Origin of the sequence: Sphingobacterium sp. xlx-130, assembly GCF_011007405.1 — a bacterium.
GTDB lineage: Bacteria > Bacteroidota > Bacteroidia > Sphingobacteriales > Sphingobacteriaceae > Sphingobacterium > Sphingobacterium luzhongxinii.
The window spans coordinates 396212-420578 of the sequence record NZ_WFKN01000001.1; the positions used below are offsets into that span (position 1 = coordinate 396212).

Below are 24367 nucleotides of genomic sequence, written 5' to 3' on the forward strand. Positions count from 1 at the left end.
CAGTATACTATAAGTTTCCTTTCTTAAGCTCAGCAACAGCAAAATCCACCGCACGAGCTGTCAATGCCATATAGGTCAATGATGGATTGACACAGCCTGCAGACGTCATAGCCGCCCCGTCAGTAACGAACACGTTTAATGCATCCCACACTTGGTTGTTGCCGTTTAATACCGATGTTTTCGGATCTCTACCCATACGGGCAGTTCCCATCTCATGGATCCCCTGACCTAATCCATACACATTATCATACGTATTCACATCCTTCACTCCGATACTTTCCAGCATCTCTTTCATCTCATTCTGCATATCTCCACGCATCTTGATCTCATTATCTTTGATTTCCGCATCGATAGCTAATGTAGGTAATCCCCACTTATCCTTATTATCCTTATCTAGTTTAATATGATTTTCGTGGTAAGGAAGCATCTCACCAAAAGCACCAAAACCTACACTCCAAGAACCAGGTTCACATATAGCATCCTTCCATGTTCCGCCTACAGCCTCTTCTTCTACAGAACCGGAGAAACGACCTCTTCCGGCAGCACCTTGATAACCAAAACCGCGCACGTATTCACGCTGTTTTGTGTCGCCTTCCACATTCACGAAACGAGGCACATATAAGCCTGTAGGACGTCGTCCAAAAATATATTTGTCTTCATAACCTTCCACAGTACCTCCTGCACCACAACGGAAATGATGATCCATCAAGTTGTGTCCCAACTCGCCACTACTGCTACCTAATCCACCTTCCCAAACATCTGTAGCCGAATTCATCAACACCCAGGTAGAATTCATTGCGGAAGCACATACAAAAACAATTTTCGCATAGTATTCATACGTTTGATTTGTCTCCGCATCTAAGATTTCAACCCCTTTCGCTTTCTTCGTATCTTTATCGTAAATGATTTTAGTAACAATAGAAAAAGGTCTTAATGTAAGGTTTCCAGTCTTCACAGCCGCAGGAAGCGTAGCCGATTGCGTACTAAAATAAGCCCCAAAGTTACATCCTAACCAACATTGATTTTGAAACTGACAATTGACACGCCCCTCATGAGGAACTGTAATATTAGCGGTACGTCCCATGATGAAATGACGCTTGCCACCATATTGCTGCTTTAAGCGAGCCGCTAGATCTTTCTCAACAATGTTCATCGGCATAGCCGGCATATAATCTCCATCTGGCAATGAAGGAACACCATCCCGACTACCTGAAATACCCGCAAATTTTTCCGCATAGCTATACCAAGGCGCAATATCTTTATAACGGATGGGCCAATCTACACCATGTCCATCTTTTAAGTTTGCTTCGAAATCCAGATCTCCCAAACGATAAGATTGTCTTCCCCACATCAATGAACGACCTCCGACATGATAACCTCTATACCAGTCAAATCGCTTAATCTCCGTATAAGGGCTCTCTTTTTCGTTTACCCAATAATCGAGATTTTTTTCGTTTAATGGATAGTCACGCTTTAACACCGGATGATCTGCAATCATCTCTTGGGTTCTTCCACCAGCATGAGCAAACTCCCATGGGTGTTTGTTTGCAGCCACATAATCTTTAACGTGTTCGATATTGCGTCCACGCTCCAACATAATAGTTTTAAGCCCTTTTTCAGTCAACTCCTTCGCTGCCCATCCACCACTTATACCTGAACCTATTACTATCGCATCATATGTATTATTTTCTACCATGACATTTCAATATTTTATTAACAAATTCGCTCTCTTTTACTAACTAAACTTCACGCGTTGTCCCTACTTTCTCGTCTTTAAAGAACAACATAAAAATGATCATTACAACAAAAGCAATACCTGCAGGAATAATCCAGGTCTGCTGCCAAAAAGCCATAACATCAGTATTTTGTAATCCTTTGTACATCTCCCCGACATAACCAGCCACCCAAAATCCAATAAGCTGCCCTATACCATAAGTAGCCAACGTTATCAGGCCTTGTGCAGCACTTTTATACTTCGCTCCTGCCTTACTATCCGTATAAATCTGTCCAGACACAAAAAAGAAATCATAACAGATACCATGCAAAGCAATTCCTAAAATTAACATGTAGGACAGCTCATCTGCATTTCCGTAAGCAAATAACAGATAACGCAATGCCCAAGCCAACATCCCCACAAGAATTGTCTTCTTAAATCCAAACCTTGTAAAGAATAAAGGCAAAAGCAACAAAAAGCCTACTTCCGAAATTTGGCCAATGGTCATCTTTCCTGTAGGATTCTCTAATCCGATTTGATCTAAAAACGGATTAGCATTTTGATAATAGAAAGCTAAAGGAATGCATATCAATATAGAAGCAATAAAGAAAATCAAAAAATTCTTATCTTTTAATAATTTGATTGCATCCAATCCAATGATTGAGGCAAAAGAAGGCTTTTCACCAGCCGACACTTTAACCGGAGGTGTTTTGGGTAAAAAAAACGAAAACAGCCCAAGTACAAGAGAAGCAACTCCCGCCATTAGAAATGTGTTTTTCAACGCCCCTTGGCCTGAAGCATCAGCACTATCCCATTTAAACAAATAGCTGATAGACAACCCAGCAACGATCCAACCTATAGTACCCCAGATACGAATAGCTGAAAACTCTTTCTCAGGATTAGACAACTGTCTAAACGAAACCGAATTAACCAAAGATAGTGTCGGCATATACAAAATCATATACGACAATACGTAAGGATAAAAAACAGTCACATCGGAAGATTGATACATCTGATACATCAAGACTGCACCTATTACATGTAATATCCCCAGTATTCTCTCCGCATTGAAGTATCTATCCGCAATCATCCCAATAATAAAGGGAGCAATAATAGCTCCGAGCGATTGAGTAGAAAAGACATTCGCTATCTCAAATTGGCTTGCGTTCAAGTTTTTGATTAGAAATGTCCCTAATGTAACAAACCATGCTCCCCAAATAAAAAATTCGAGAAACATCATAAACGATAGTTTAACTTTCGTAGTTGAATTCATAAGTTTATAATTATTTCATGAGCTCGCAAGCTCGGTTTGATTTTTAGCTGTCATATGGAATATCCAAACTAAACTCATCGCTGTTTGTGTAGCCTGTACTGTACGGATATTTCATAGATTTAAGTAATTAGAAATTATCGACCTCCCTATAAGCCTTAACTAAAGCATCCTCACCTTCTTTCCCTCCTTTGGACATACCATGCTCCATTCCCACGATGCCTTTGTACCCCTTATTATAGAGCCATTTAAACACATTTTTATAATTGATTTCTCCCGTCGTTGGTTCCCTACGACCAGGATTATCGCCTACCTGTATATAAGCAATCTCACGCCAACATTGATCCATCAGGTTAATCAAATTACCTTCATTTTTTTGCTGGTGATAAGCATCATACAAAATCTTACAGGATGGGCTATTAACAGCTTTACATATTTCATAGGCCTGATCTGTAAAGCGTAAAAATAAATCAGGAGTATCACTTAGGGGCTCCAAAACCATGGTGATACCGTGTGGTTCCAATAGTTCAGCTCCTCGTTTCAGTCCCTCTATTACATTCGCAGTCTGCACGCCGAGAGGAAGACGACGTTCATAATCACCCGGCACTACAGTAATCCATTTTGCATTAACCCGCTTGGCGACTTCAATAGACTCGCGGCAACCTTTTAAAAAGATATCTACATGTTCTTGCTTACCTGCTGCAAGAGTATTCGCCCCATTACCACCTTTAGGCACAACAAAAACGCCCATACGCATACCCAGCTTCGCTAGAAGCGTTCCAATTTTCACCTGTTCATCAGGAGTCCTTCCGACCATCCCGTTATCCTCAATACTACGGAATCCAAGATCATGCATATACTTTATTTCATCAAGAAAGTTCTTTCCTACGCTTGAAGTAAACATCCCCTGATGTGGCGCATAGTCAAGTTTGAAAGTGGTTATCACGCCATTTTTCACATCCTCTGTCGAAGCATTCGAAACAAAAGGAGCAAACAGGCTACTGCCAGCTATCAATCCAGAATTTCTCAAAAAATCAGATCTTTTCATTATTTAATTACAAGGTTTATTCGTTGATTAATTAATAAATATAGTTATTAAATCCCGAGCTTTGCAACTCTTTAAAAGTATTCCCATCAAAATAAACTATATACACCTCTATACCCTTACGCTTATTAGCAAATTCAATAGCTTCATGTGGAGACATGCTCATGAAATAATTGTCCAATGCATCGGCCTCCATAGCCGTCTTAGCAATCACAGTCGCACTCACAACAGTACTTTCTAAGGGCTGCCCTGTAAGTGGATTCATATGATGTGATATCATCTTTCCTCCAATATTACGCTGACGCTCGTAAGTGCCCGAACTGGTAATTGCATTATTATTTAATCTTACCTTAAGGATCTGTCCGTCGCTGATCCCATCAGGCCTGTATATCTCCACTAGAAATGCGCCATTAGGTTTAGCCCCCAGAGACCTAATCTCACCTCCCAACTCAACCAAAAAGTTTTTTACCCCCCTGCTTTTCAAATATTCAGCAACAACATCAACAGAGTACCCCTGCGCAATACCATTCAAATCTATTGACACATTCGGCTCGAGTTTCATCAAACGATTACCTTTAACCCGCAATTTATTCATGCCGATAATCTGTCGTACACTATCGATCTCCCTTAGGTTTGGAGCCGCCCTAGGCCCATCCGCGCCGAATCCCCAAAGCTGAACCAATGGATAGACCGTAACATCAAAATAACCGGAAGTTTCTTTATAGGTTTTCATACTGGCATCTATAACCTTTTTCATATGCCTGTCCATAACAACCTGCGATGTACCCGGCTTGTTAAACTGACAAATCGTAGAAGACATATCATACAAAGACATAGAATGATCGATTATACGCAGAATATTATCGATTTCACTTTTAGGGACTTCCTTATCTGCATAATATTTAATTTGATAGGTAGTTCCCTGTGCCTTACCAGATAATACATAGGGATGCTGCGCATATACACAACACCCCCACGAAAAAAAAATTATAGAAAAAAAATATCCACAGATATAAACATACCTTGAAAAACACAATAGCAGTCTGTGGATATTTAAAAAAGCCATTTACAATAGTCTATATATAGATCTGTGTATTAATTCCAGGTACAGCAACTGGATATAAACCATTTTCGTCTGGAAGAGGCTTCGGAAGAGCATCCCAAGCATAGCGATCTGGCATAATATTGATATTAGATTGAATAGCCTGATCCCATTTAATCACTTTTCCTGTATAGCATGCTAAACGTCCAATAATACCTGTCAACGTACTGTATGCCCCATATTCCGCATTATCAAATTTGTACTCGCCATTAGCAATAGCTGCAAATAACTCAACATGCTCCTGACGGTAGGGATTAGGATTCCCTTTAGCATCGTGACGGTATATTTCATTTCCTTTAGCATCCCATAAAACAGCTTGATTACCTGCTGACAAATACACTCGACCTTTCGTTCCTTGGAAAGTTTCATCGACACGGTTATGTGTACCTTCATAGTGGCGACATTGGCTATACACGACAGAACCATCATCGTATGTCATTTCAATAGCAAAGTTATCATAAATCTCACCATAGTCTTTACCTGTACGATGTGCTTGTGATCCCGTCCCTTCAATAGATACCGGATACTTACCCTTCACCCAATTTGCAATATCAATATTATGTACGTGCTGCTCTACGATATGATCACCACACAACCAGTTAAAATAATACCAGTTACGCATCTGATATTCCATTTCAGTCTGTGTTGGTTTACGCGGACGAACCCATACACCACCACTATTCCAATAAACCTGACCAGCCACTACATCGCCGATAGCACCGTCTTGAATACGCTTTATAGCTTCACGATAATTTGTCTGATAGCGACGTTGAAGACCTACTACTACATTTAACTTTTTACGCTTTGCTTCGGCAGCTACTTCGAGGACCTTACGGATACCAGGGATGTCTACAGCCACAGGTTTCTCCATAAACACGTGCTTACCAGCCTTTATTGCCTCTTCAAAATGCATCGGACGAAATCCTGGAGGAGTGGTCAAAATTACCACATCTGCATCTTTGATAGCTAACTTATAAGCGTCAAATCCAACGTATTTACGACTGTCAGGCACATCCATTTTAGCTGCATATTTCTTCTGTAAATTGGTATAGGCAGAATCCAGATTATCCTTAAACGCATCCGCCATAGCTACGATTTTGATATTCTGGCCTGACTCCAAAGCATCGACAGTAGCACCGGTCCCTCGACCACCACAACCAATTAACGCTACTTTGATAACATCAGTCCCTGCCGCAAATATAGAGCTAACGGGAGCAGCACTCATAGCAGCCCCTCCTGCAATAATTGAAGTAGACTTTATAAAATCTCTCCTATTGAAACTATTCATAGTTTTAACTATTTATAACTGGTAAATAAAATTACTAAAAATCTTCTATCGGAGCTTTATCATAATAGCTCATAATCTCTTCGTGAGAAGGTACTTTTACAGGACGCACCAGACGCATACCTACAAAAGGCGCTTCTGGAAACCACCAGTTCGACTTAGGCATCTGAGGATCCAACTGCTTCCATAGCGGATCAGAAGCCGATCTCGCAGAAGAACGTAAATCCTTTACTTCACTATTAAACGAACCGCCTCGTACCGCATGTGGATACAATTCAGTCGGCACCACTACAGGATTGTCGGACACTTTGCCAGAACGCGTCTTATACGTATCCGCTAGATATTGATCGTAGGTCCATTCTGAAACGTTACCTAACATATCAAACAGTCCAAATGCATTCGGCTTTTTCTCACCAACTTTATGCGTATGCTCACCACTATTCTGTCCATACCAAGCATAATCTCCGATTTTGGAAGACTCCTGACCAAAGAAATAATCTTCTTTTGATCCTGCCCGACATGCATATTCCCACTCCGCCTCTGTAGGTAATCTATAAAAAATACCGGTACGTTTATAAAGCCATTTACAAAACTGAATCGCATTGTAATGTGTCATTGCCAAAGCGGGATGACCTTCTTTGCCCATACCGAATGTCATATCTAAATAAGGTTTGGTAGGCCGAGTCACCGCATCGACATCCGTCGGAACAATCCCTTCAGTCTGCTTCGACTGTTCGTAATCCTTGTAAAGAAAAGGTTCGTAGATATCCCATGTAACCTCATAAGTACTCATCCAAAATGGAGCTATCTTAACCTGATGCACAGGTTGTTCTTCCGGATGAGCGGAATTATTACTTCCCATATCGAAAGTTCCGCCAGGTATGGCTTGCATCGAAAACGAAAGCGAGGTGCCTTTTATTTCTTGAGTGTAGTTTTTGTGGTCCTTATTTTGAGCTACAACGATGGTACCGCTGAAAATAAGAAATGCAGAAAAAAGTATCTTCATATGTATCACAAGAGGTTTATAAGCTAATTGTCTTTAATCTTTTAATAAAGGTAAAAGTAAAATCAAATTATAAACCCAATTCTCTATAACATTTATGTTACAGAAGTGTAATAATTACACTATGCCATAAAAATGAAAGAATTAGCCCTAGTAAAATACTCACACCAATAATTGTATTCGCTAGTTTGGAATTAAGACCAAAATTCTGAATAACAATACCTGAGGCGACCAAACTTGGCATAGCCATTTCGAAAACCGAAACCTGAAAAAACACGCCTTTCCACCCCATCACAAAAGCAATCAAAAGTGCTACCGCCGGAGCAAATAGTAATTTATAAAATAACGAGAGACTTATTGCTTTCATTTCTTTATGTACACGCTGAAAATGTAGCTGCAAGCCTATTGAAAACAAGGCTAAAGGACTTACGGTGGCTGCTAGACTAGAAAAAAAAACTTCAAAATACATCTGCTGTAATACCTCTTGGAACACTAATGCAATCACCGCAGCTAGAAATGGAGGAAATGTTATTATCCGTCTCAAAATAAGCCGCCATTTCTGATTCGAATTAAGCCTCAGGGTTCTCGTGTTTGTCGCCAAAAGCACAGCAAAAGAAGAAAGCACGAAAAAAGTAGCTTGGTCACTAACCACACCGACCTTCAATTGCTCGCTACCAAAAAAACTGATGATAAGCGGAAAACCCACAAAAGAGGTGTTACTCAATCCCGATACAATAATAAGAGTGGTGAGTGTTCTGGATGAAAAACCGATTCTGTACTGGAGGATCTGGAAAAACAAATACGAGAGTCCAAAAATAAAAAACGGCAATAAAGCCGTAAAAAGATAGCCTAAATTCCAATCAATCTTCGGAATATACAAAAGTGCAATAGCGGGCAATCCAACATAGATAATCCAGTTATTAACAATCTTGTAACTATCTCTCGAGGCTAATTTAAAGCGACGAAACAGAAAACCTACAAAAAGACAAATAACTATAATGAAAAAGTTAACCATTCAGTTCGGGATTAGTTATAATTTGATAAATTTGCCCAAATTTATAACTTGATATTTAATTATCCATCATCTTGAAAACTAAATTCCTCGTCATCCTCTTAGCGCTATTTCTACAAGCAAACTTTTTATGGGCTCTAACAGATACATTGACAACTACCCCCATCAAGAATTCATTGATAATAGAAGCCGAAATTGAAAACGGAGGAATCTTGGCGACGGGAGACTTAAAAAACACAACTTTTAAAGACGCTTATTACAATGGCTTCAATCTTAAAGTCGGATGGAAAATGATTGCCAAAAGTGACCAGTATTTCAAACTGTATAACAATCCAATATATGGAATAGGTTTTTACAGCAGTACATTCAATAATGATATCGTAGGAAGCCCATATGCGGTATATGGTTTTGTCCAAACACCCTTTGGTAATATTAATAATGAAAAATGGTCTTTTGATTACCGCATTGGTTTAGGACTGTCAGGCAATTTCAAACCTTACCACCCAGAAAAAAACCCTTTAAATCTAGCTATTGCAACCAAAAACAATGTTTATATAGACTTTGGAATTCGTAGTCAATACAAATTGTCCCAAAAATTTAAAGCCGGGGTAGGTTTATCCTTCCACCACTTTTCCAACGGAGCGTTAAAGCTACCCAACAAAGGGGTGAATCTGTTTCCATTAACGGCCTCCATCACATACCAACCCGACGGAAAATCCTATAAAAAAGACACCAGTAGCTTGGAGCCTTACCCAAAGAAAATACTCTACCACATAAATATCGGAGCGGGCCTAAAACAAGTTGCCCGGAATATGGATCAAAAGTTTTTTAAATCCACACTCAGCATGTATGCGAGTAAACACGTAAGTTACAAATGGAGAATTGGAGGTGGTGTAGATATTTTCTATTCGGGTTCCGGAAACAACGAGGAGATCGCTGAGGACAAGACCGGGAAACTTAGTGCAAAACTATCAGGAGGGCCCGCCTTCTATTTAGTGCACGTTTTAAATAACGACTTGGTACTTAATGGAAATGTAGGCTACTACATTCATAATCAATCTTTCAACGGTGAAATAAATCGAATATTCCTAAGAGCAGGATTCCGTTACTACGTTTACAAGAATATTAATGCGGGAATATCCATCAAAGCCCACAAAGGCAAAGCTGATTTTATAGAGTGGACACTAGGTTATACATTTAATAGATAATGTATAACCTAGCCCATACTCAATTATAGCTTATCAAGGCCTTTTTCAACAGCCTTACTTATACTTTTACCAAAATCTTTATCAACAGTGATATAACCCGGATAAAAGACATTTGTATTGCCGATCCTGATAGAAGGCTTTATTTTAAGTGCAAAGAAGCCATTACTTTTTCTAGTAAAAATATCATTCAGTACCTTGTCAAAGCCCTGTTCCTTCGCTACACCAAAGATATTGGCCGAAAAACTCAAAGGAACTACCATACTCTGACCATTAGACAGGTTTATATTTTCATTTACAGAACCTTCAAACAAAGGCTTTCCGCCCATCTCAATAATATACTTAAATTCATTGATCTTAGTTACCGTAGTGGTCGGGTTACTAATTTTCAGATTCACCCTAGCCTCCAAGGGAAGATCTTGACGTAACAGTGCCATCGCAATCCCTGGAAGACTTGCCAAAGAAGCTCCTCCACCTGCCTGATAAGAATTAATATCCCGTCCAGCCAACCGTATCTGGTCAACCGACTCTACACTATAATTAAATTTACTCAACGCCTCCACTTGAGCCTTTTGGTTTATGGCGCAGCTCGACAAGATTAATACGGATAGCGACAAAAACACTATTTTAAATTTATTCATTTTTTACTTTTTAATTTCCCAAAGTTATACACTATTCCCAATGTAAAAATAGAATTTCCTGCTTTTAGATAAGAATTATTTACAAACCCAACATTAAAGCCCGTGGTGTACTGAAGTTGTAACCCATCTACCAACTCCATACGTGTAAAAAACACAGGTTCAATAAAAATATTATCTTCTTTCATGCTTTCAACTCCATTGATCCAAAAATCTGTCATACCTATCCGACTGGCCCGGATAGCTGTCCCATAATTCAACTCTCTCTTAGCACCAAATAAATTCATCTTTCTCTTTGTCGTAGATGAATAATTTACCTGAAGAAATACTTTGTCAAAATCCATCTTTCGTGACTCCACAACATCATATCCGTGAATAGATGCGCGCTTATCCGTTTCTCTAGAATTCCCTAAACCATATCCACCATAAATTTCTAAAACCTGCCTTTTAGATTTTCCGATTTGCGTAAAATATCCCACTGCACCTTCAGCCAACCATTGCCTAAAGTGGGTATTTGAATTTGAACCATTATTAACTGTCGACGCATTTCCGATTGCGGCAACATGATCACTGAGAGCTACTCCCGCCGTTCCAGAAATATTCCCCTTCAGATTGGCATGGGCGGACAAATATCCCTCACCCTGTCCTCTAAACATAGGAGTTGCAGGTACGTTGGGCATATAAATGGAACTACACCCAACGAAGATTAAAGTAACAAGCAGAATCAGAACAGGTACTACACGATGAATCTTGAACATAACCTGCACTACCTAAACAATCATGCCAATTTTTACAAAACACTGCTCTTATAAAGCATAAAAAAGTCCTTGAAACATTTTTCAAGGACTTTTTTATCTCTATATTACGAGCTTAATTAGAAGGAACTTCCTCCGTTTCTGGCGCTTTATCAATCAGTTCCATAAACTGATCTAATTTTGGGGTGATAATTATTTGCGTACGTCTATTTCTAGCTTTACCATTCGCTGTCGTATTATCTGCAATTGGATTATACTCTCCACGACCTCCTGCAGTCAAACGCTTCGGATCTACTCCATAGGAATTTTGCAAAGCCTGTACAACAGAAGAAGCTCGTAATGTACTCAAATCCCAATTATTACGGATATTTGGTTTAGAAATAGGATCTGTATCCGTATTACCTTCAATCAATACATCGTAATCTTTGTAATCTTGAATAATCTTTGCAATCTTACTCAATGTTTCTCCTGCTTTATCCGACACCTCATAGCTACCTGATTTGTAAAGCATATTGTCTGACAAGGAAATATAAACTACACCTTTCAATACCTGTACGTCAACATCCTTAAGTTCTTCTCGACTTAAAGACCGTGTCAGATTGTTTGTCAGAACCATATTAAGCGAATCACTTTTGTTTTTCGTATTAACTAGATGCTGTATGTACTTATTGGATGCGTTAATCTCATCCACCAGCTTAGAAATGTTAACATTTCCTTGAGAGTTTTGAGCAATACTGTTATCCAATGTAGCTTGCAACTTAGCATATGCTTCTTTGAGAGAAGCATTATTCTTACGTTCATACTCCAACTGATCTTCCAAACTCTTGATCTTAGCACGACTTTCAGTAAGATCCATTTGTCCTTTTTGATACAGTTCTGCGAGATCTTTATGCTGGGTTTCTAAGGCCAAATATTTTTTATTACTTACACAGCTACTCATTACAATCCCACCCAATAATATCGTAATTGGCAAAATGCGTTTCTTATACATCATATTTCTATAAATTTATTAAATACAAGATAGCAAATAAAGTGCCTTAGTTTTGTTACAAATAGTAAAAAAATAGATTATCCTATTTTCCCTCTTGAAGGATATGTTTACAAATATCGCCCACCAAGGCCGGGCCTTCATAGATAAAACCAGTATAAATTTGAATCAAAGAAGCTCCAGCATTAAGTTTTTCGAGCGCATCTGCGCCAGAGTGTATCCCCCCTACACCTATAATAGGAAAGGCTTGATTCGACTTCTGTGACAAGTAACGAATAACTTCAGTAGACCGATTAGTCAAAGGCTTTCCACTCACACCACCAGCTTCATTCAGTAATTTAGGATCACTCTTCAGGCCGGCACGAGAAATCGTAGTATTAGTCGCAATAACCCCCGCAATTTTCGTTTCATTAACAATCTCTACGATATCATCCAATTGGCTATCCGTCAAATCTGGCGCTATCTTTAATAGAATCGGTTTAGGTTTAGGTTTTCCCAAGTTAAGCTGTTGTAGCGTATCCAAAATTCGCATTAATGGCTCCTTTTCCTGTAGATCACGTAGCCCAGGCGTATTCGGAGAACTAACATTTACAACAAAATAGTCCACATAATCATACAATGCATGGAAACAATAAATATAATCGTTCACGGCCTCTTCATTCGGCGTGACTTTATTTTTCCCAATATTACCACCGATTATGACTCCCTCCCTATCTTTTAAATGTTTCAATCGACCAGCAGCCACATCAGCTCCCTGATTATTGAATCCCATCCTATTTATTAGCGCCTCATCGTTAACTAATCTAAACATCCGGGGTTTATCATTGCCTGGCTGAGGTTTCGGAGTTACCGTCCCGATCTCAATAAAGCCAAAACCAAACCTGGCCATATCCTCAATATATTCAGCATTCTTATCGAAGCCAGCAGCCAATCCTACAGGGTTTTTAAATTTAAGTCCAAAAACCTCACGCTCTAAACGAGGATCAGACACACTATAAATAGATTTAAGCAAAGCTTTGGCTCCCCAAATCTTTGAAAAAGTCCTAAGTCCTCCGGTCACTGTGTAGTGCGCCTTTTCAGGATTCATCGAAAAGAAAATTGGCTTTACAAATTTATACATGATATTTTATAAAAGTCGTTGAAGATAATTCACCAAATAGAGAACTAAAACCGCATTTGGCATATCTCTACAAAGGTAGAAAAGAAGCAGAAATAATCACTACTTTTGCTATCGAAATATCCAAAGCTCGCGTTATACAATACGAAAGAACTAAAATTTAGATATTCCGTGTGACTTTTAAAAGTCAAATAGTACACATACGAAATGATATCAATAAACAATTTAACATTTGAAATAGGCTCTCGAGCGTTATACGACGAGGCCAACTGGCATATTAAACCAGGAGACAAAGTGGGCTTAATCGGGGCAAACGGCGCCGGAAAGTCTACTTTATTGCGATTGATTGTCGGGCAATATACCCCAACATCAGGAAGCATTTCTATGGCTAAAGATCTAAAGATAGGCTACTTAAATCAAGATTTACTATCATATCATTCGGACAAAAGCATCTTACATGTAGCGATGGAGGCATTCGAGCGTCAAAATCAGTTGCATACAGAAATTGAAAAGCTACTTCATAAGCTAGAAACTGATTATTCAGATGACATCTTAAACAAGCTGAGTGATAAACAAATGGAATTTGAAGCATTAGACGGCTACAGCATTGAGTTTCGTGCACACGAAATCCTTGCCGGTCTTGGCTTCTCCGAAGAAGAACAAAAACGCCCATTAGCGACCTTTTCAGGAGGCTGGCGTATGCGCGTCATGCTCGCTCGTATTTTATTACAAACTCCTGATATTCTGTTGTTAGACGAACCTACAAACCATATGGACTTACCCTCTATTAAATGGCTCGAAGGGTACCTACAGGCTTTTGAAGGGGCGATTGTTATTGTTTCGCATGACAGGTATTTTCTAGATCGTATTATCAAAAAAACCGTAGAATCAAGAAAAGGTAAGTTGACCCTCTATGCTGGCAACTACTCCTTTTACCTGGAGGAGAAAGCGCTACGCAGCGAAATACAGGCCGGCCAGTTTAAAAATCAGCAAGCAAAGATTAAACAGGAAGAACGCCTAATTGAACGCTTTAGAGCCAAAGCTTCTAAAGCGAAGATGGCACAGTCTCGGATTAAAGCTTTGGACCGCATGGAACGCGTAGAAGATGTTGATGATGATAATCCTACGGTCAATTTCAAATTTAAATTTTCAAAACCCTCTGGTCGCCACGTGGTCACCTTGCAGAATGTATCAAAATCTTACCCCAATTTAGAAATACTCCGCAACACAGATGGTATTATTGAAAAGGGCGATAAGATTGCGCTCATCGGTGCCAATGGAAAAGGAAAATCAACCTTGCTTCGCATCGTCGCCGGTGCAGATAACGATTTTGAGGGAAAATCCGAACACGGACATAATGTCTCACAAACATTTTTCGCCCAACATCAGCTCGAAGCATTACATCTAGAAAACAGCATTATTGCCGAAATGCAAGCTTTCGCACCTAAACATACAGAAACAGAATTACGCTCCATACTTGGTTGTTTTCTCTTTACAGGTGATGATGCCTTCAAAAAGATAAAAGTACTATCCGGTGGAGAAAAATCACGTGTAGCATTAGCAAAGGCTTTAACTGCTGATGCCAACTTCTTGGCCTTGGATGAGCCAACGAATCATTTGGACATGCAATCGGTCAATATTCTAATTCAAGCGCTTCAGCAATTCGAAGGCACTTTAATTGTCGTATCACACGATCGATATTTTTTAGACCATGTCGCCAATAAGATATGGTATATTGAAGATAAGCAAATAAAAGAATACCCTGGCACTTACCAAGAATATGAAGATTGGAATGCGAAACGAGTAATCAAACCCGCAGAGAAATCAGTCGTAAAAAAGATTGAAGAAGAACCAAAGAAAACAAAAACTTCGATTCCTTCTGACGACAAATTCAAATTAATAAGCAAAAAAAACAAAGAGCTTGCTGTCTTAGAACAAAAAGTAGCAGACAAAGAAGTTCAAGTTAAATCGCTCGAACTAGAATTGGCTAATGAAGAAGTATACGCTGATGAAATAAAATTGCGAGAATCCACGCGTAATTACAATTCAGCAAAAGCAGAGTTAGAACAACTGCAGACAGAATGGGAAAAGGTAGCTGAAGAAATAATCGAACTAGAAAACTAAGATTATCCTTCATGTTTATCCTTCCTACTGGATAAACATGAAGGAATTAATTGGCCTTTATGCTCTCTCTCTTAATAATCGGAATGCCGAAATAAAATTCCAGTATCCGTGTACGAAACAAATAATCATATTTTGTTCTCAGCAAATCTGACTGGGTATTTACTAATAGCGTCTGTGATTGGTTGTAATCAAAACCTGTCGCCATTCCATTTTCATAGCGTTCTTTAGTATAACGAAAAGCCTCTTCTCGGGCTTTCAACATCTCTTTGGTTGCCTGATAGGTTTCCAAGGCTCCTTTAGCATCTGCGTACGCCGTATATATATTACGCTCCAAATCAAGTTCGGTCTGTGCCAGCGCTAATTTACTTTTATCTAAATTCACTTTAGATCTGGTTACATTGTTACGGATCAAAAAACCATTAAAAATGGGAATACTTAGCTGCAGTCCAAAATTATGCCCTTTGTACAAGTCAAACTGTTCAAAAAATGAAGGTGGATTCTTGACACCACCTTGCCCATCCGGAACCTTAGCGTAAGAAACACGCGAACTGAAACCGTAAAAACCTGTAAGTGATGGCAAATAGGCTCCTTTAGCAATATCGATATCTTTTTCAGCTATTTTAACGTTGTTTTCCGCAATTTTTAATTCGGTTCGCTCATTCTTGGCTTTCCCATAAATAGATTCAGGCCCCTCCAATAAAATAGCGCTAATCTGAAATTCATATTCCACATCAGCAATGTCAAAATCCTTAAAATCTTTCATCTGAAGCAATTGAGCTAAACTCATTTTCGAAATAAGCAGTGCATATTCGGCCTCTATAATCCGCTGTCTGTCCGTAGCCACAGTGGCTTTCATATCAAACAAATCTCCACGCGGAATCATGCCGGCATCCACTAAAGCTTCCGAACGCAACAATTGCAAGCTATCCGCATTAAACTGCTGCTTCTGAACCTTTATAGCTTCTTTGTTGAACAGAACCTGCAGATAAGCATTCACAACATTCAGGGATACGTCCTCTTCCATTTTAAGATGCTGGTATTGGGAAGAAATGAGTGCCAGCTTAGACCTTCTAAAACGGTTTTGATTCTGCATTCCTTTATAAATATCGACCCCCAAAGAAGCACCCATCGAAGTAAACTGTGTCGTTTGGTTTTCTAGTATTCCCGTGGTGATATTGGTGTTTAGCCCCCTATTCCAAGAATGTGAAGCATTCGCATTCACATTCGGCAAAAAACTTCCGAAAGCATCTTTCTTATCAATCTCTGCAAGCTTATTATCCAGTTCTATCTGTCCAATGGAAACGTTATTTTCGATAGCATATGATACACATTCTTCCAATGTCCATTTCTTTTGGGCGATTGTATTGTGTCCAAAAAAAAGACAAACAATAGCAATTATTTTTGATACAATCTTCATATCTTGTTCTTCAACCTATTCTAGTTACGGTTATCTTCTTATTAGCCGAGGCTATTTATTTCTTAACCTGATTCCAAACTTTGATCTTGTCAGCTTTAGAAATCCCATTCTTAATTTCAACATAAATACCATCACTTACGCCCAATTGTACATCCTTTCGTTCAAATTTTTGCGGGGCTACTTCCACTTCGACAAAGGACTTTTTAGTTTTTTCATCATACTGTACTAGGCCTTCCTTAAGCGCAAGCACATTATCCACACTTTCTAAAATAATAGAAGCGTTAGCACTTAGTCCCGAACGAATAAATGTCGTATCCTTATTGATAAGGTTTCCTTTTATCGGAAACTGCATTGCCCCGTTCTCATTCACACCTTTAGGTGCAATATAATCTAAAACAGCATTGAACTTTTTGTTCTCAATTGCGCCGACAGTTATTTCCAAAGGAAGTCCCAGCCTAATTTTCCCAACTTCAGCCTCATCCAATTTTCCTTCAAAAATCATATTACTGACATCCGCTAGACTTGCAATCGTAGTGCCTTCGTTAAAATTATTTGCTTCGATTACCTGATTTCCTTTTTTTACAGGAACATCTAGCACCATGCCCGATACTGTAGACCGAATTCGGGTCTGCGCAATATTCGCTAGCCCAGATGTTGTACCTGTTCTAATAATTTCCGCGCTCTGCAGCAGTGAATTGTAAGTTTGCTGCGCCTGCTTGAATGCAGTCTGCGCAGCATCAAAATCGTTTGCAGAAATCACACCTTTATCGAAAAGTACCTTTTGACGTTCAAAGACCCGCTTTTGGTTTTCCAAATCTATCTTCGCAGTTTGAATTTGATTGTTAGCCTGATTTAAACTAGAGACATTAGGCACCACTTTGATATTAGCAATCAAATCACCAGATTTGATATAATCACCAGCCTCCACATAAACCTCGTCTATGATTCCAGAAATATTGGGTTTGATCAAAACCTCTTCTTTTGGATTGATATTTCCGGTAGCGACCGTACTTTTGGAAATAGAACGGATTTCAGCTTGTGCAGTCTCGAAAATGACATCTGGCTGCTTATTCTTCAGATATAACCAAGCCAAAGCACCTACAAAAGCAATTGCTAAAAAAACTAAAATTGAAATCGTACAGCCTTTTTTCATCTTATATTTTCTATTATTAAAATTCTATCTCTTTATTATTCATTAATATACTTATTCCTCCCTTAAGGCATCGATTGGCCTTACTTTCACCGCTGTAATAGCTGGAATTAATCCCGCCAAAAGCCCCGCTAAAACCAATATCAGTAAAGCAATAAGGACCACACCCAAATTTACGCTTGGATTTACAATTGGGATACTATCTGCATTGGGCGCATTTTCAAGCCCCAAGTTAATGACACTCAGCACAAACGAAGCAAAAATAATCCCCGCCATCCCTGAGATAAGCGATAGCACGACCGATTCGGTTAGAATCTGCTTAATTATCGTCCAAGGAGTTGCCCCTAAAGCTCTTCGTATTCCTATCTCCTGTGTACGTTCTTTAACGATGATCAGCATGATATTTACAATTCCAATAATACCAGAACCTAAGATAAAAATCCCAACGATATACGAAACCGCTGTTAGGATCGAAAACAAACCATTTATCTTTTTAAATTCTTGGTATAAATCAAAATGTCCAATTGCCCGATCGTCATCAGGACTGATACCGTGCCGCTGTTTTAGTAACTCGAAAATACGTGGTTTTATATCCGTAATGGGTATATCATCATCCGCGGTTATTGCCATCCATCCCACGACATCTCCATAATTAAATGCCTGCTGAAATGTGGTAAAAGGTATAAAAAGCTGCTTCTGACTTTCCTCTGCATTCCCACCCATATTCGAAATACTTTTATAAATACCTACAACCATAAAATTCACACCCTGGACTTTTATATACGACCCTAAAACCTCTTCCCCTGGCATATATAACTCCCTAATTACTCCCTCACCAATAACAGCAACTTTCCGCCTACTATCAATATCACCGTAATTAATGAAGCGCCCACTTAAAATATCCATCGGCTGTTGCAAAATAAATTCAGGATAGTCACCATACACATTATATGCACCGGTTTTAGTTCCTCGTACCACATTGTTATTCCCACCAAATCCACCCAACTGATTTCTTGGTGAAACATACAACAAATCATCTATCCGCTCCTTTATAGTCGCTACATCCCCATTTTTATAATTAAAACTTCTTCCCTGAGGAAGCCCATTATAAGGCTTAGAAGTCGAATTAGCCCACATAAACATCGTATTGGTAGACAGCCCTCCCATCTGTCTTTTAATGCCATTCTGCAACCCTTGACTTGCGGATAGCAGTATGATCAAAATAAAAATTCCCCAAAACACACCGAAAGCAGTTATCAATGTCCTGAATGGGTTAGCAGAAAGTGCTTCGATTATTTCATTCCAGTTATCTCTATTGAACATATCAATCTCCCCTTAATGCAATAATTGGTCTAATTTTAGCAGCCCTATAGGCAGGAACAAATCCCGCAAAAGCACCCGCTACTACCAAAATAACCAATGTAGTAATAGCGACGTCGAAATCAACCTCAGGGCGCGTAAAAAAGTCCGATTCAATCGAAGGACCTACAAGCTCCCACACGAGTAAACCAAAAATGAGTCCCGAAAATCCGGCGACTACGGTAATAAAAACAGCTTCCTGCAATATCATGGTGATTATCGAGAAAGGAGAAGCCCCCAAAGCCTTTCTTATCCCGATTTCCTTTGTTCTTTCTTTTACAATAATTAGCATGATATTTCCAACCCCCACGACTCCAGCTATGATGGTACATATCCCTACAAACCAAAAGAATGCCTTGACCCCCCCGGTTATAACGTAAATGTTCTTTGCTTGATCTAATGAATTATTGATATGCAAAGCACCTTGGTCATCGGGCGCAATAGTATGTCTTGCCCTAAGAAAGGTTTCCAACTTTTGTGTAAATTCATGCGATTCAGCTACCGCATTATCAAAATCAACATTCTTCTTAAGAGTGAAGGCGATACTACGGAGCTTATCCCCCGCGCTATATGCACGTTGAGCCGTAGAAATAGGAATATATACCCTACTTTCCTCCCGCTCACCACCCGGATCGGTAAAAACACCGATTACTTTATAAATTGTACCCGAAATATTCAATTCCTGCCCCAACAACTCATCTTCATTCTTGAAGAGATCATCTGCAACTTTCTTACCGATGACCACATGCTTTTCGTAATTGCTGATATCTGCTGGATTAAGGAACCTCCCTTTCACAACAGAAGTATTTTCGATAAACTGATAATCAGGATGCACCCCCTCCACCCTATAATTCCCCGTTTCCTTCTTAAATACCATATTTCCACTCCAAACAGAATAAACCGCAGATTTATATTCAATATAATCAGCCAACATTTCGACTGACATCGAATAATCGGCATTATTAAGTTGAATTTCGCGACCAATCCCCAGTCCTTTGTATTCTTTTTGCGTAATACCGGGCCAGACTGAAATCTGATTTACAGCATCGCGTTCAAACTGTTTTTGAATCCCGTTCTGAATACCATTACCTGCCCCCAAAAGTATCACCAAAATAAAGATACCTGAAGCCACAGAAACCCCAGTTAATACTGTTCGAAGTTTGTTTTTGAACAATCCTTCGAATATTTCCTGCCAACTTTCGATACTAAACATATGAGGAGGCTCTTACTTGATTAACGACTTTATCCGATTCTATCTGTCCATCTTTGAGATATACAATTCGCTTTGTCATCTCTGCAATATCGGGCTCGTGTGTGACGACAAGTACCGTTTTTCCTTCATCGTTAATTTGCTGTATCAGCTCCATTACTTCATACGATGTTTTTGTATCCAATGCACCTGTAGGTTCATCAGCCAATAACACTTTAGGATCAGAAGCCAAAGCTCTTGCTATAGCTACACGCTGCTTTTGTCCACCACTCATTTCATTAGGCAAGTGTTTCGCCCAGTTTGCCAATCCTACTTTTTCAAGATAATACATGGAGCGCTCCATACGCTCCTTCCTACCTAGACCTTGATAATATAAGGGCAATGCTACGTTATCTAATGCAGTTTTATAATTTATAAGGTTGAAAGATTGAAATACAAAACCCAAAAACTTATTTCTATACCGAGAAGCAATAGTCTCGTTAAGGTTCTTAATAGCCACATCATCCAAAAGGTAAGATCCACTATCTGCCTCATCAAGAATTCCGATAATATTCAAAAGCGTAGATTTACCTGATCCCGAACTCCCCATAATAGAAACAAATTCCCCCTCTTTAACTGAGAAATCAATCCCCTTAAGAACATGCAGGGAGTTTTTTCCCATCTGATATGATTTTTGAAGATCTTTAATTTCTATCATGTGCTTTCTTTAAAATACCGGTTAAGCAATTATAACTTGGTTTAAGTTGAATGAAAATACTCATTTTACTTACCTTTTGCAAGAAAATAAGAGTTATTTTCAAAATATTTTCTATAAAACTGATTGCTTTAAAACGAGAACAACACAATAACAATAATTGGCTACAACAAATAGGAGACCTATAAAACTAAAAAACTCAAGAGCAATCGCACTTGAGTTTTGTTGAGCCTCCTATCGGAATCGAACCAATGACCTACTGATTACAAGTCAGTTGCTCTACCAGCTGAGCTAAGGAGGCGTAACTCCCTTTCGGGTTCAACAATGCAAATATGGGAAGTTTTCCCTTATTTTGCAATACCTAAATACACTTAACGCCGCTAATACACATAATACTTTGAAATTCAATATAAAAATTTTCATTTTATTGAAAATCGGAAATTTTGACAGCGCAAACCTATCAAACAAGACAAAATTTCAGTTTTTTCACCTTCAAAAACCCTAAGGCATTTAATTTGTTTAGTCATTAACACAAGTCGGAAACAACTGACCTCAATGGTTTCTGATTTTGAAACGTTTGACTTAAAAATTTGTAAAATGAATTTCAATAACTATACAATCAAAGCACAAGAAGCGATACAGAAAGCTTCCGAAATTGCGGTAGGCAATCAGCAACAGGCTATAGAACCGGCTCACCTACTAAAGGCACTTCTAACAGTAGATGAAAATGTTATAAGTCATCTTTTAAAAAAAATAAACGCAAATATAGGATATGTAACGTCCGAAGTAGACAAACTCATCGAGTCTTTACCAAAGGTAAGCGGCACAAATGTGTACTTATCCAATCCAGCATCAACGGTTTTACAGAAAGCACAAAGCTACCTCAAAGAGTTTAACGACGAGTACATCTCCGTTGAGCATCTTCTTTTAGGCTTACTGTCCGCCAATGACAAAACTTCTACCCTACTTAAAGACCAAGGGGTCAACGAAAAAGATCTAAAACTTGCCATAAAAGAATTACGTGGCAACAATAGAGTAACTGATCAAAATGCCGAAGCGACATACAACGCTCTTGGAAAATACGCGCGCAACCTGAATGAGTATGCTGAATCTGGAAAATTAGATCCTGTCATAGGTAGAGACGAAGAAATAAGACGTGTTATGCAGATTCTATCCCGTCGGACCAAAAACAATCCTATCTTAGTAGGAGAACCAGGTGTCGGTAAGACCGCTATAGCCGAAGGTATTGCTCACCGGATCATCAAAGGCGATGCTCCTGAAAATCTGAAAAACAAAACCGTATTTTCGCTCGACATGGGAGCACTAATAGCTGGTGCAAAGTACAAAGGAGAATTCGAAGAACGTCTAAAAGCTGTTGTCAAAGAAGTCTCGGATAGCGATGGTGAGATCATCCTATTTATTGACGAAATACATACACTTGTCGGTGCCGGCGGCGGAGAAGGTGCCATGGATGCTGCAAATATATTAAAACCAGCATTAGCGCGAGGTGAACTGCGCGCTATAGGAGCCACCACACTCAACGAGTACCAAAAATACTTCGAGAAGGATAAGGCTTTAGAGCGTCGTTTCCAAAAAGTAATGGTCGAAGAACCCGACACTCAAGATGCCATATCCATCTTAAGAGGGCTCAAAGAACGTTATGAAACACACCACAAAGTACGGATACTCGATGAATCGATCATCGCCGCTGTGGAACTTTCTCAACGTTATATTACCGACCGCTTCCTCCCAGACAAAGCAATTGACTTAATTGACGAAGCAGCCTCCAAACTGCGACTGGAAATGGACTCTGTACCGGAAGCCGTAGATGAATTAGAACGTCGAATTATGCAGCTGGAGATCGAACGCGAAGCTATCAAAAGAGAACACGATGACAAAAAAGTCGCAGAGCTATCAGAAACTATAGCTAATTTATCAAGTGAACGAGATTCTTTAAAGGCAGCATGGCAATCGGAAAAAACATTAGTAGATCGCGTCAATCAGGAGGTTCAGAATATTGAAGACTACAAACTCGAAGCCGACCAGGCCGAACGGGCAGGTGATTATGGAAAGGTAGCCGAACTGCGTTACGGAAAAATCAAAGAAGCGCAGGATAATGTCGAAAAGCTAAAGGCCGAACTCAATGAGAAACAACAGAGCAGCCGCATGCTGAAAGAAGAGGTCACATCAGAAGATATTGCTGATGTTGTATCGAGATGGACAGGCATACCGGTAAATAAAATGGTTCAGTCAGAGCGTCAAAAACTACTGAATCTAGAGGAGGAATTGCACAAACGGGTAGCTGGACAAGAAGAGGCCATTGAAGCTATATCTGACGCCATACGTCGCTCCCGCGCCGGATTGAGTGATGCAAAAAAACCGATAGGATCATTCATATTCTTAGGAACTACAGGTGTCGGTAAGACAGAGCTCGCAAAGGCACTTGCAGAGTTTCTATTTGACGACGAACACGCATTGGTAAGAATAGATATGTCCGAATATCAAGAGCGACACGCTGTATCTCGATTGATCGGTGCGCCTCCTGGATATGTTGGTTATGATGAAGGTGGACAACTCACTGAGGCCGTAAGACGTCGCCCATACTCGGTGGTTCTTCTTGATGAAATAGAAAAAGCTCATCCAGATGTATTCAATATATTGTTACAGGTATTAGACGATGGTCACCTTACCGATAATAAAGGAAGGGTAGTGAATTTCAAAAACACCATCATTATCATGACATCAAATACAGGATCGCATTTGATACAAGAAAACTTTGCCGAATTGACAGATAATAACCGGGATGAAGTCATCGCTAAAACAAAAGACGAAGTATTTGAACTTCTCCAAAAATCAATACGACCAGAGTTTCTCAATCGTATTGACGAGATCATTATGTTCACACCATTGAGCCGTAACGAAATCGGCAGCATTGTACGCATGCAGTTTGATCGTGTACAAAAACAGCTCGCAGAGCAAAATATATTTTTGTCAGCCTCCGAAGATGCTTTAGACTGGTTAGCACAGTTGGGTTATGATCCGATTTACGGTGCCCGCCCGTTAAAACGCGTCATTCAAAAACGGATACTAAATGAGCTATCCAAAGAAATTCTCGCAGGTAATGTAATGAGCGACTCCATTATTCAATTGGATGTTTTTGATGGAAAATTCGTATTCATCAATAAGAATACAGGAAATCCATCCTAAAAATAACGCAACTTCCATTAAAAACAGGTCCTTTTTAAGATAAAGAGGATCTGTTTTTAGTAGTATAGCAGA

At 39.3% G+C, this 24367-nt stretch carries 19 protein-coding genes and 1 tRNA gene; 3 read left to right on the forward strand and 17 right to left on the reverse strand.

Features of this window, described 5'->3' with window-relative positions; all coding sequences use genetic code 11:
- Nucleotides 1-7 precede the first annotated feature (7 nt).
- From G7B18_RS01725 to G7B18_RS01755, 7 genes are all read right to left on the reverse strand, one after another.
- Nucleotides 8-1696, reverse strand: a complete 1689-nt coding sequence (locus G7B18_RS01725) for a GMC oxidoreductase (RefSeq protein WP_164110298.1) — start codon at nt 1694-1696, stop codon at nt 8-10.
- 43 nt (nt 1697-1739) lie between these two features.
- Nucleotides 1740-2987 carry a nucleoside permease gene (locus G7B18_RS01730; protein ID WP_164110300.1) on the reverse strand — a complete coding sequence of 416 codons (1248 nt, stop codon included), beginning with the start codon at nt 2985-2987 and terminating at the stop codon, nt 1740-1742.
- A gap of 127 nt (nt 2988-3114) precedes the next feature.
- Nucleotides 3115-4032: a hydroxypyruvate isomerase family protein gene (locus tag G7B18_RS01735; RefSeq protein WP_164110302.1), complete on the reverse strand. Its 918-nt coding sequence runs from the start codon at nt 4030-4032 to the stop codon at nt 3115-3117.
- A gap of 31 nt (nt 4033-4063) precedes the next feature.
- Nucleotides 4064-5095: an FAD:protein FMN transferase gene (locus tag G7B18_RS01740; protein WP_164110304.1), complete on the reverse strand. Its 1032-nt coding sequence runs from the start codon at nt 5093-5095 to the stop codon at nt 4064-4066.
- A 10-nt stretch (nt 5096-5105) separates the two neighbouring features.
- The gene (locus G7B18_RS01745; RefSeq protein WP_164110306.1) at nt 5106-6419 is read right to left on the reverse strand and encodes a Gfo/Idh/MocA family protein; all 1314 of its coding nucleotides are present in this window, start codon (nt 6417-6419) and stop codon (nt 5106-5108) included.
- A 34-nt stretch (nt 6420-6453) separates the two neighbouring features.
- Nucleotides 6454-7422, reverse strand: a complete 969-nt coding sequence (locus tag G7B18_RS01750; protein ID WP_164110308.1) for a formylglycine-generating enzyme family protein — start codon at nt 7420-7422, stop codon at nt 6454-6456.
- A 97-nt stretch (nt 7423-7519) separates the two neighbouring features.
- Nucleotides 7520-8434, reverse strand: coding sequence for an AEC family transporter (locus G7B18_RS01755; RefSeq protein ID WP_164121956.1), 915 nt, complete (start codon nt 8432-8434; stop codon nt 7520-7522).
- 71 nt (nt 8435-8505) lie between these two features.
- Between G7B18_RS01755 and G7B18_RS01760 the strand changes: the two genes are divergently transcribed.
- A complete protein-coding gene (locus tag G7B18_RS01760) occupies nt 8506-9639 on the forward strand; it encodes an acyloxyacyl hydrolase (protein WP_240452738.1) in 1134 nt (377 codons plus the stop codon).
- Nucleotides 9640-9662: 23 nt separating this feature from the next.
- Here the strand turns inward: G7B18_RS01760 and G7B18_RS01765 are convergent, their stop codons facing one another.
- The 4 genes from G7B18_RS01765 to G7B18_RS01780 form a co-directional block, all read right to left on the reverse strand.
- Entirely contained in the window at nt 9663-10277 is a 615-nt protein-coding gene (locus G7B18_RS01765; protein ID WP_164110312.1) for a hypothetical protein, read from the reverse strand.
- On the reverse strand, nt 10274-11032 hold the full coding sequence (locus G7B18_RS01770; protein WP_240452739.1) for a hypothetical protein: 759 nt from the start codon (nt 11030-11032) through the stop codon (nt 10274-10276). Before G7B18_RS01770 ends, G7B18_RS01765 begins: the two co-directional genes overlap by 4 nt.
- 112 nt (nt 11033-11144) lie before the next feature.
- Nucleotides 11145-12020: an OmpA family protein gene (locus tag G7B18_RS01775; protein ID WP_164110589.1), complete on the reverse strand. Its 876-nt coding sequence runs from the start codon at nt 12018-12020 to the stop codon at nt 11145-11147.
- An 82-nt stretch (nt 12021-12102) separates the two neighbouring features.
- Nucleotides 12103-13137: a quinone-dependent dihydroorotate dehydrogenase gene (locus tag G7B18_RS01780; protein WP_164121957.1), complete on the reverse strand. Its 1035-nt coding sequence runs from the start codon at nt 13135-13137 to the stop codon at nt 12103-12105.
- Nucleotides 13138-13341: 204 nt separating this feature from the next.
- On the opposite strand from G7B18_RS01780, the gene G7B18_RS01785 reads away from it, so the two are divergent.
- Nucleotides 13342-15258, forward strand: coding sequence for an ABC-F family ATP-binding cassette domain-containing protein (locus G7B18_RS01785; RefSeq protein WP_164110316.1), 1917 nt, complete (start codon nt 13342-13344; stop codon nt 15256-15258).
- A gap of 46 nt (nt 15259-15304) precedes the next feature.
- Here the strand turns inward: G7B18_RS01785 and G7B18_RS01790 are convergent, their stop codons facing one another.
- The 6 genes from G7B18_RS01790 to G7B18_RS01815 form a co-directional block, all read right to left on the reverse strand.
- Nucleotides 15305-16675 (reverse strand): TolC family protein, encoded by a 1371-nt coding sequence (locus G7B18_RS01790; RefSeq protein ID WP_164110318.1) that lies wholly within the window; start codon nt 16673-16675, stop codon nt 15305-15307.
- A 55-nt stretch (nt 16676-16730) separates the two neighbouring features.
- Nucleotides 16731-17828, reverse strand: coding sequence for an efflux RND transporter periplasmic adaptor subunit (locus G7B18_RS01795; RefSeq protein ID WP_164110321.1), 1098 nt, complete (start codon nt 17826-17828; stop codon nt 16731-16733).
- A 51-nt stretch (nt 17829-17879) separates the two neighbouring features.
- A complete protein-coding gene (locus G7B18_RS01800; protein ID WP_164110323.1) occupies nt 17880-19148 on the reverse strand; it encodes an ABC transporter permease in 1269 nt (422 codons plus the stop codon).
- A 1-nt stretch (nt 19149) separates the two neighbouring features.
- The gene (locus G7B18_RS01805) at nt 19150-20397 is read right to left on the reverse strand and encodes an ABC transporter permease (RefSeq protein ID WP_164121958.1); all 1248 of its coding nucleotides are present in this window, start codon (nt 20395-20397) and stop codon (nt 19150-19152) included.
- Nucleotides 20390-21091 (reverse strand): ABC transporter ATP-binding protein, encoded by a 702-nt coding sequence (locus G7B18_RS01810; RefSeq protein WP_164110328.1) that lies wholly within the window; start codon nt 21089-21091, stop codon nt 20390-20392. The genes G7B18_RS01805 and G7B18_RS01810 overlap by 8 nt, the downstream gene beginning before the upstream one ends.
- Nucleotides 21092-21316: 225 nt before the next feature.
- Nucleotides 21317-21389 (reverse strand) — tRNA-Thr (locus G7B18_RS01815).
- Between the two features lie 296 nt (nt 21390-21685).
- On the opposite strand from G7B18_RS01815, the gene clpB reads away from it, so the two are divergent.
- Nucleotides 21686-24295, forward strand: a complete 2610-nt coding sequence (gene clpB / locus G7B18_RS01820) for an ATP-dependent chaperone ClpB (RefSeq protein ID WP_164121959.1) — start codon at nt 21686-21688, stop codon at nt 24293-24295.
- Nucleotides 24296-24367: the final 72 nt, after the last annotated feature.

Excerpts from the sequence above, each read along its gene's own strand:
- G7B18_RS01810 (WP_164110328.1), bottom strand. The coding sequence starts at position 21,091 with ATGATAGAAATTAAAGATCTTCAAAAATCATATCAGATGGGAAAAAAC.
- G7B18_RS01735 (WP_164110302.1), bottom strand. The coding sequence starts at position 4,032 with ATGAAAAGATCTGATTTTTTGAGAAATTCTGGATTGATAGCTGGCAGT.
- G7B18_RS01745 (WP_164110306.1), bottom strand. The coding sequence starts at position 6,419 with ATGAATAGTTTCAATAGGAGAGATTTTATAAAGTCTACTTCAATTATT.
- G7B18_RS01795 (WP_164110321.1), bottom strand. The coding sequence starts at position 17,828 with ATGAAAAAAGGCTGTACGATTTCAATTTTAGTTTTTTTAGCAATTGCT.
- G7B18_RS01785 (WP_164110316.1), top strand. The coding sequence starts at position 13,342 with ATGATATCAATAAACAATTTAACATTTGAAATAGGCTCTCGAGCGTTA.
- G7B18_RS01765 (WP_164110312.1), bottom strand. The coding sequence starts at position 10,277 with ATGAATAAATTTAAAATAGTGTTTTTGTCGCTATCCGTATTAATCTTG.
- G7B18_RS01750 (WP_164110308.1), bottom strand. The coding sequence starts at position 7,422 with ATGAAGATACTTTTTTCTGCATTTCTTATTTTCAGCGGTACCATCGTT.
- G7B18_RS01770 (WP_240452739.1), bottom strand. The coding sequence starts at position 11,032 with ATGTTCAAGATTCATCGTGTAGTACCTGTTCTGATTCTGCTTGTTACT.
- G7B18_RS01725 (WP_164110298.1), bottom strand. The coding sequence starts at position 1,696 with ATGGTAGAAAATAATACATATGATGCGATAGTAATAGGTTCAGGTATA.
- G7B18_RS01775 (WP_164110589.1), bottom strand. The coding sequence starts at position 12,020 with ATGTATAAGAAACGCATTTTGCCAATTACGATATTATTGGGTGGGATT.
- G7B18_RS01780 (WP_164121957.1), bottom strand. The coding sequence starts at position 13,137 with ATGTATAAATTTGTAAAGCCAATTTTCTTTTCGATGAATCCTGAAAAG.
- G7B18_RS01800 (WP_164110323.1), bottom strand. The coding sequence starts at position 19,148 with ATGTTCAATAGAGATAACTGGAATGAAATAATCGAAGCACTTTCTGCT.
- G7B18_RS01740 (WP_164110304.1), bottom strand. The coding sequence starts at position 5,095 with ATGGCTTTTTTAAATATCCACAGACTGCTATTGTGTTTTTCAAGGTAT.
- G7B18_RS01755 (WP_164121956.1), bottom strand. The coding sequence starts at position 8,434 with ATGGTTAACTTTTTCATTATAGTTATTTGTCTTTTTGTAGGTTTTCTG.
- G7B18_RS01790 (WP_164110318.1), bottom strand. The coding sequence starts at position 16,675 with ATGAAGATTGTATCAAAAATAATTGCTATTGTTTGTCTTTTTTTTGGA.
- G7B18_RS01805 (WP_164121958.1), bottom strand. The coding sequence starts at position 20,397 with ATGTTTAGTATCGAAAGTTGGCAGGAAATATTCGAAGGATTGTTCAAA.
- G7B18_RS01730 (WP_164110300.1), bottom strand. The coding sequence starts at position 2,987 with ATGAATTCAACTACGAAAGTTAAACTATCGTTTATGATGTTTCTCGAA.
- clpB (WP_164121959.1), top strand. The coding sequence starts at position 21,686 with ATGAATTTCAATAACTATACAATCAAAGCACAAGAAGCGATACAGAAA.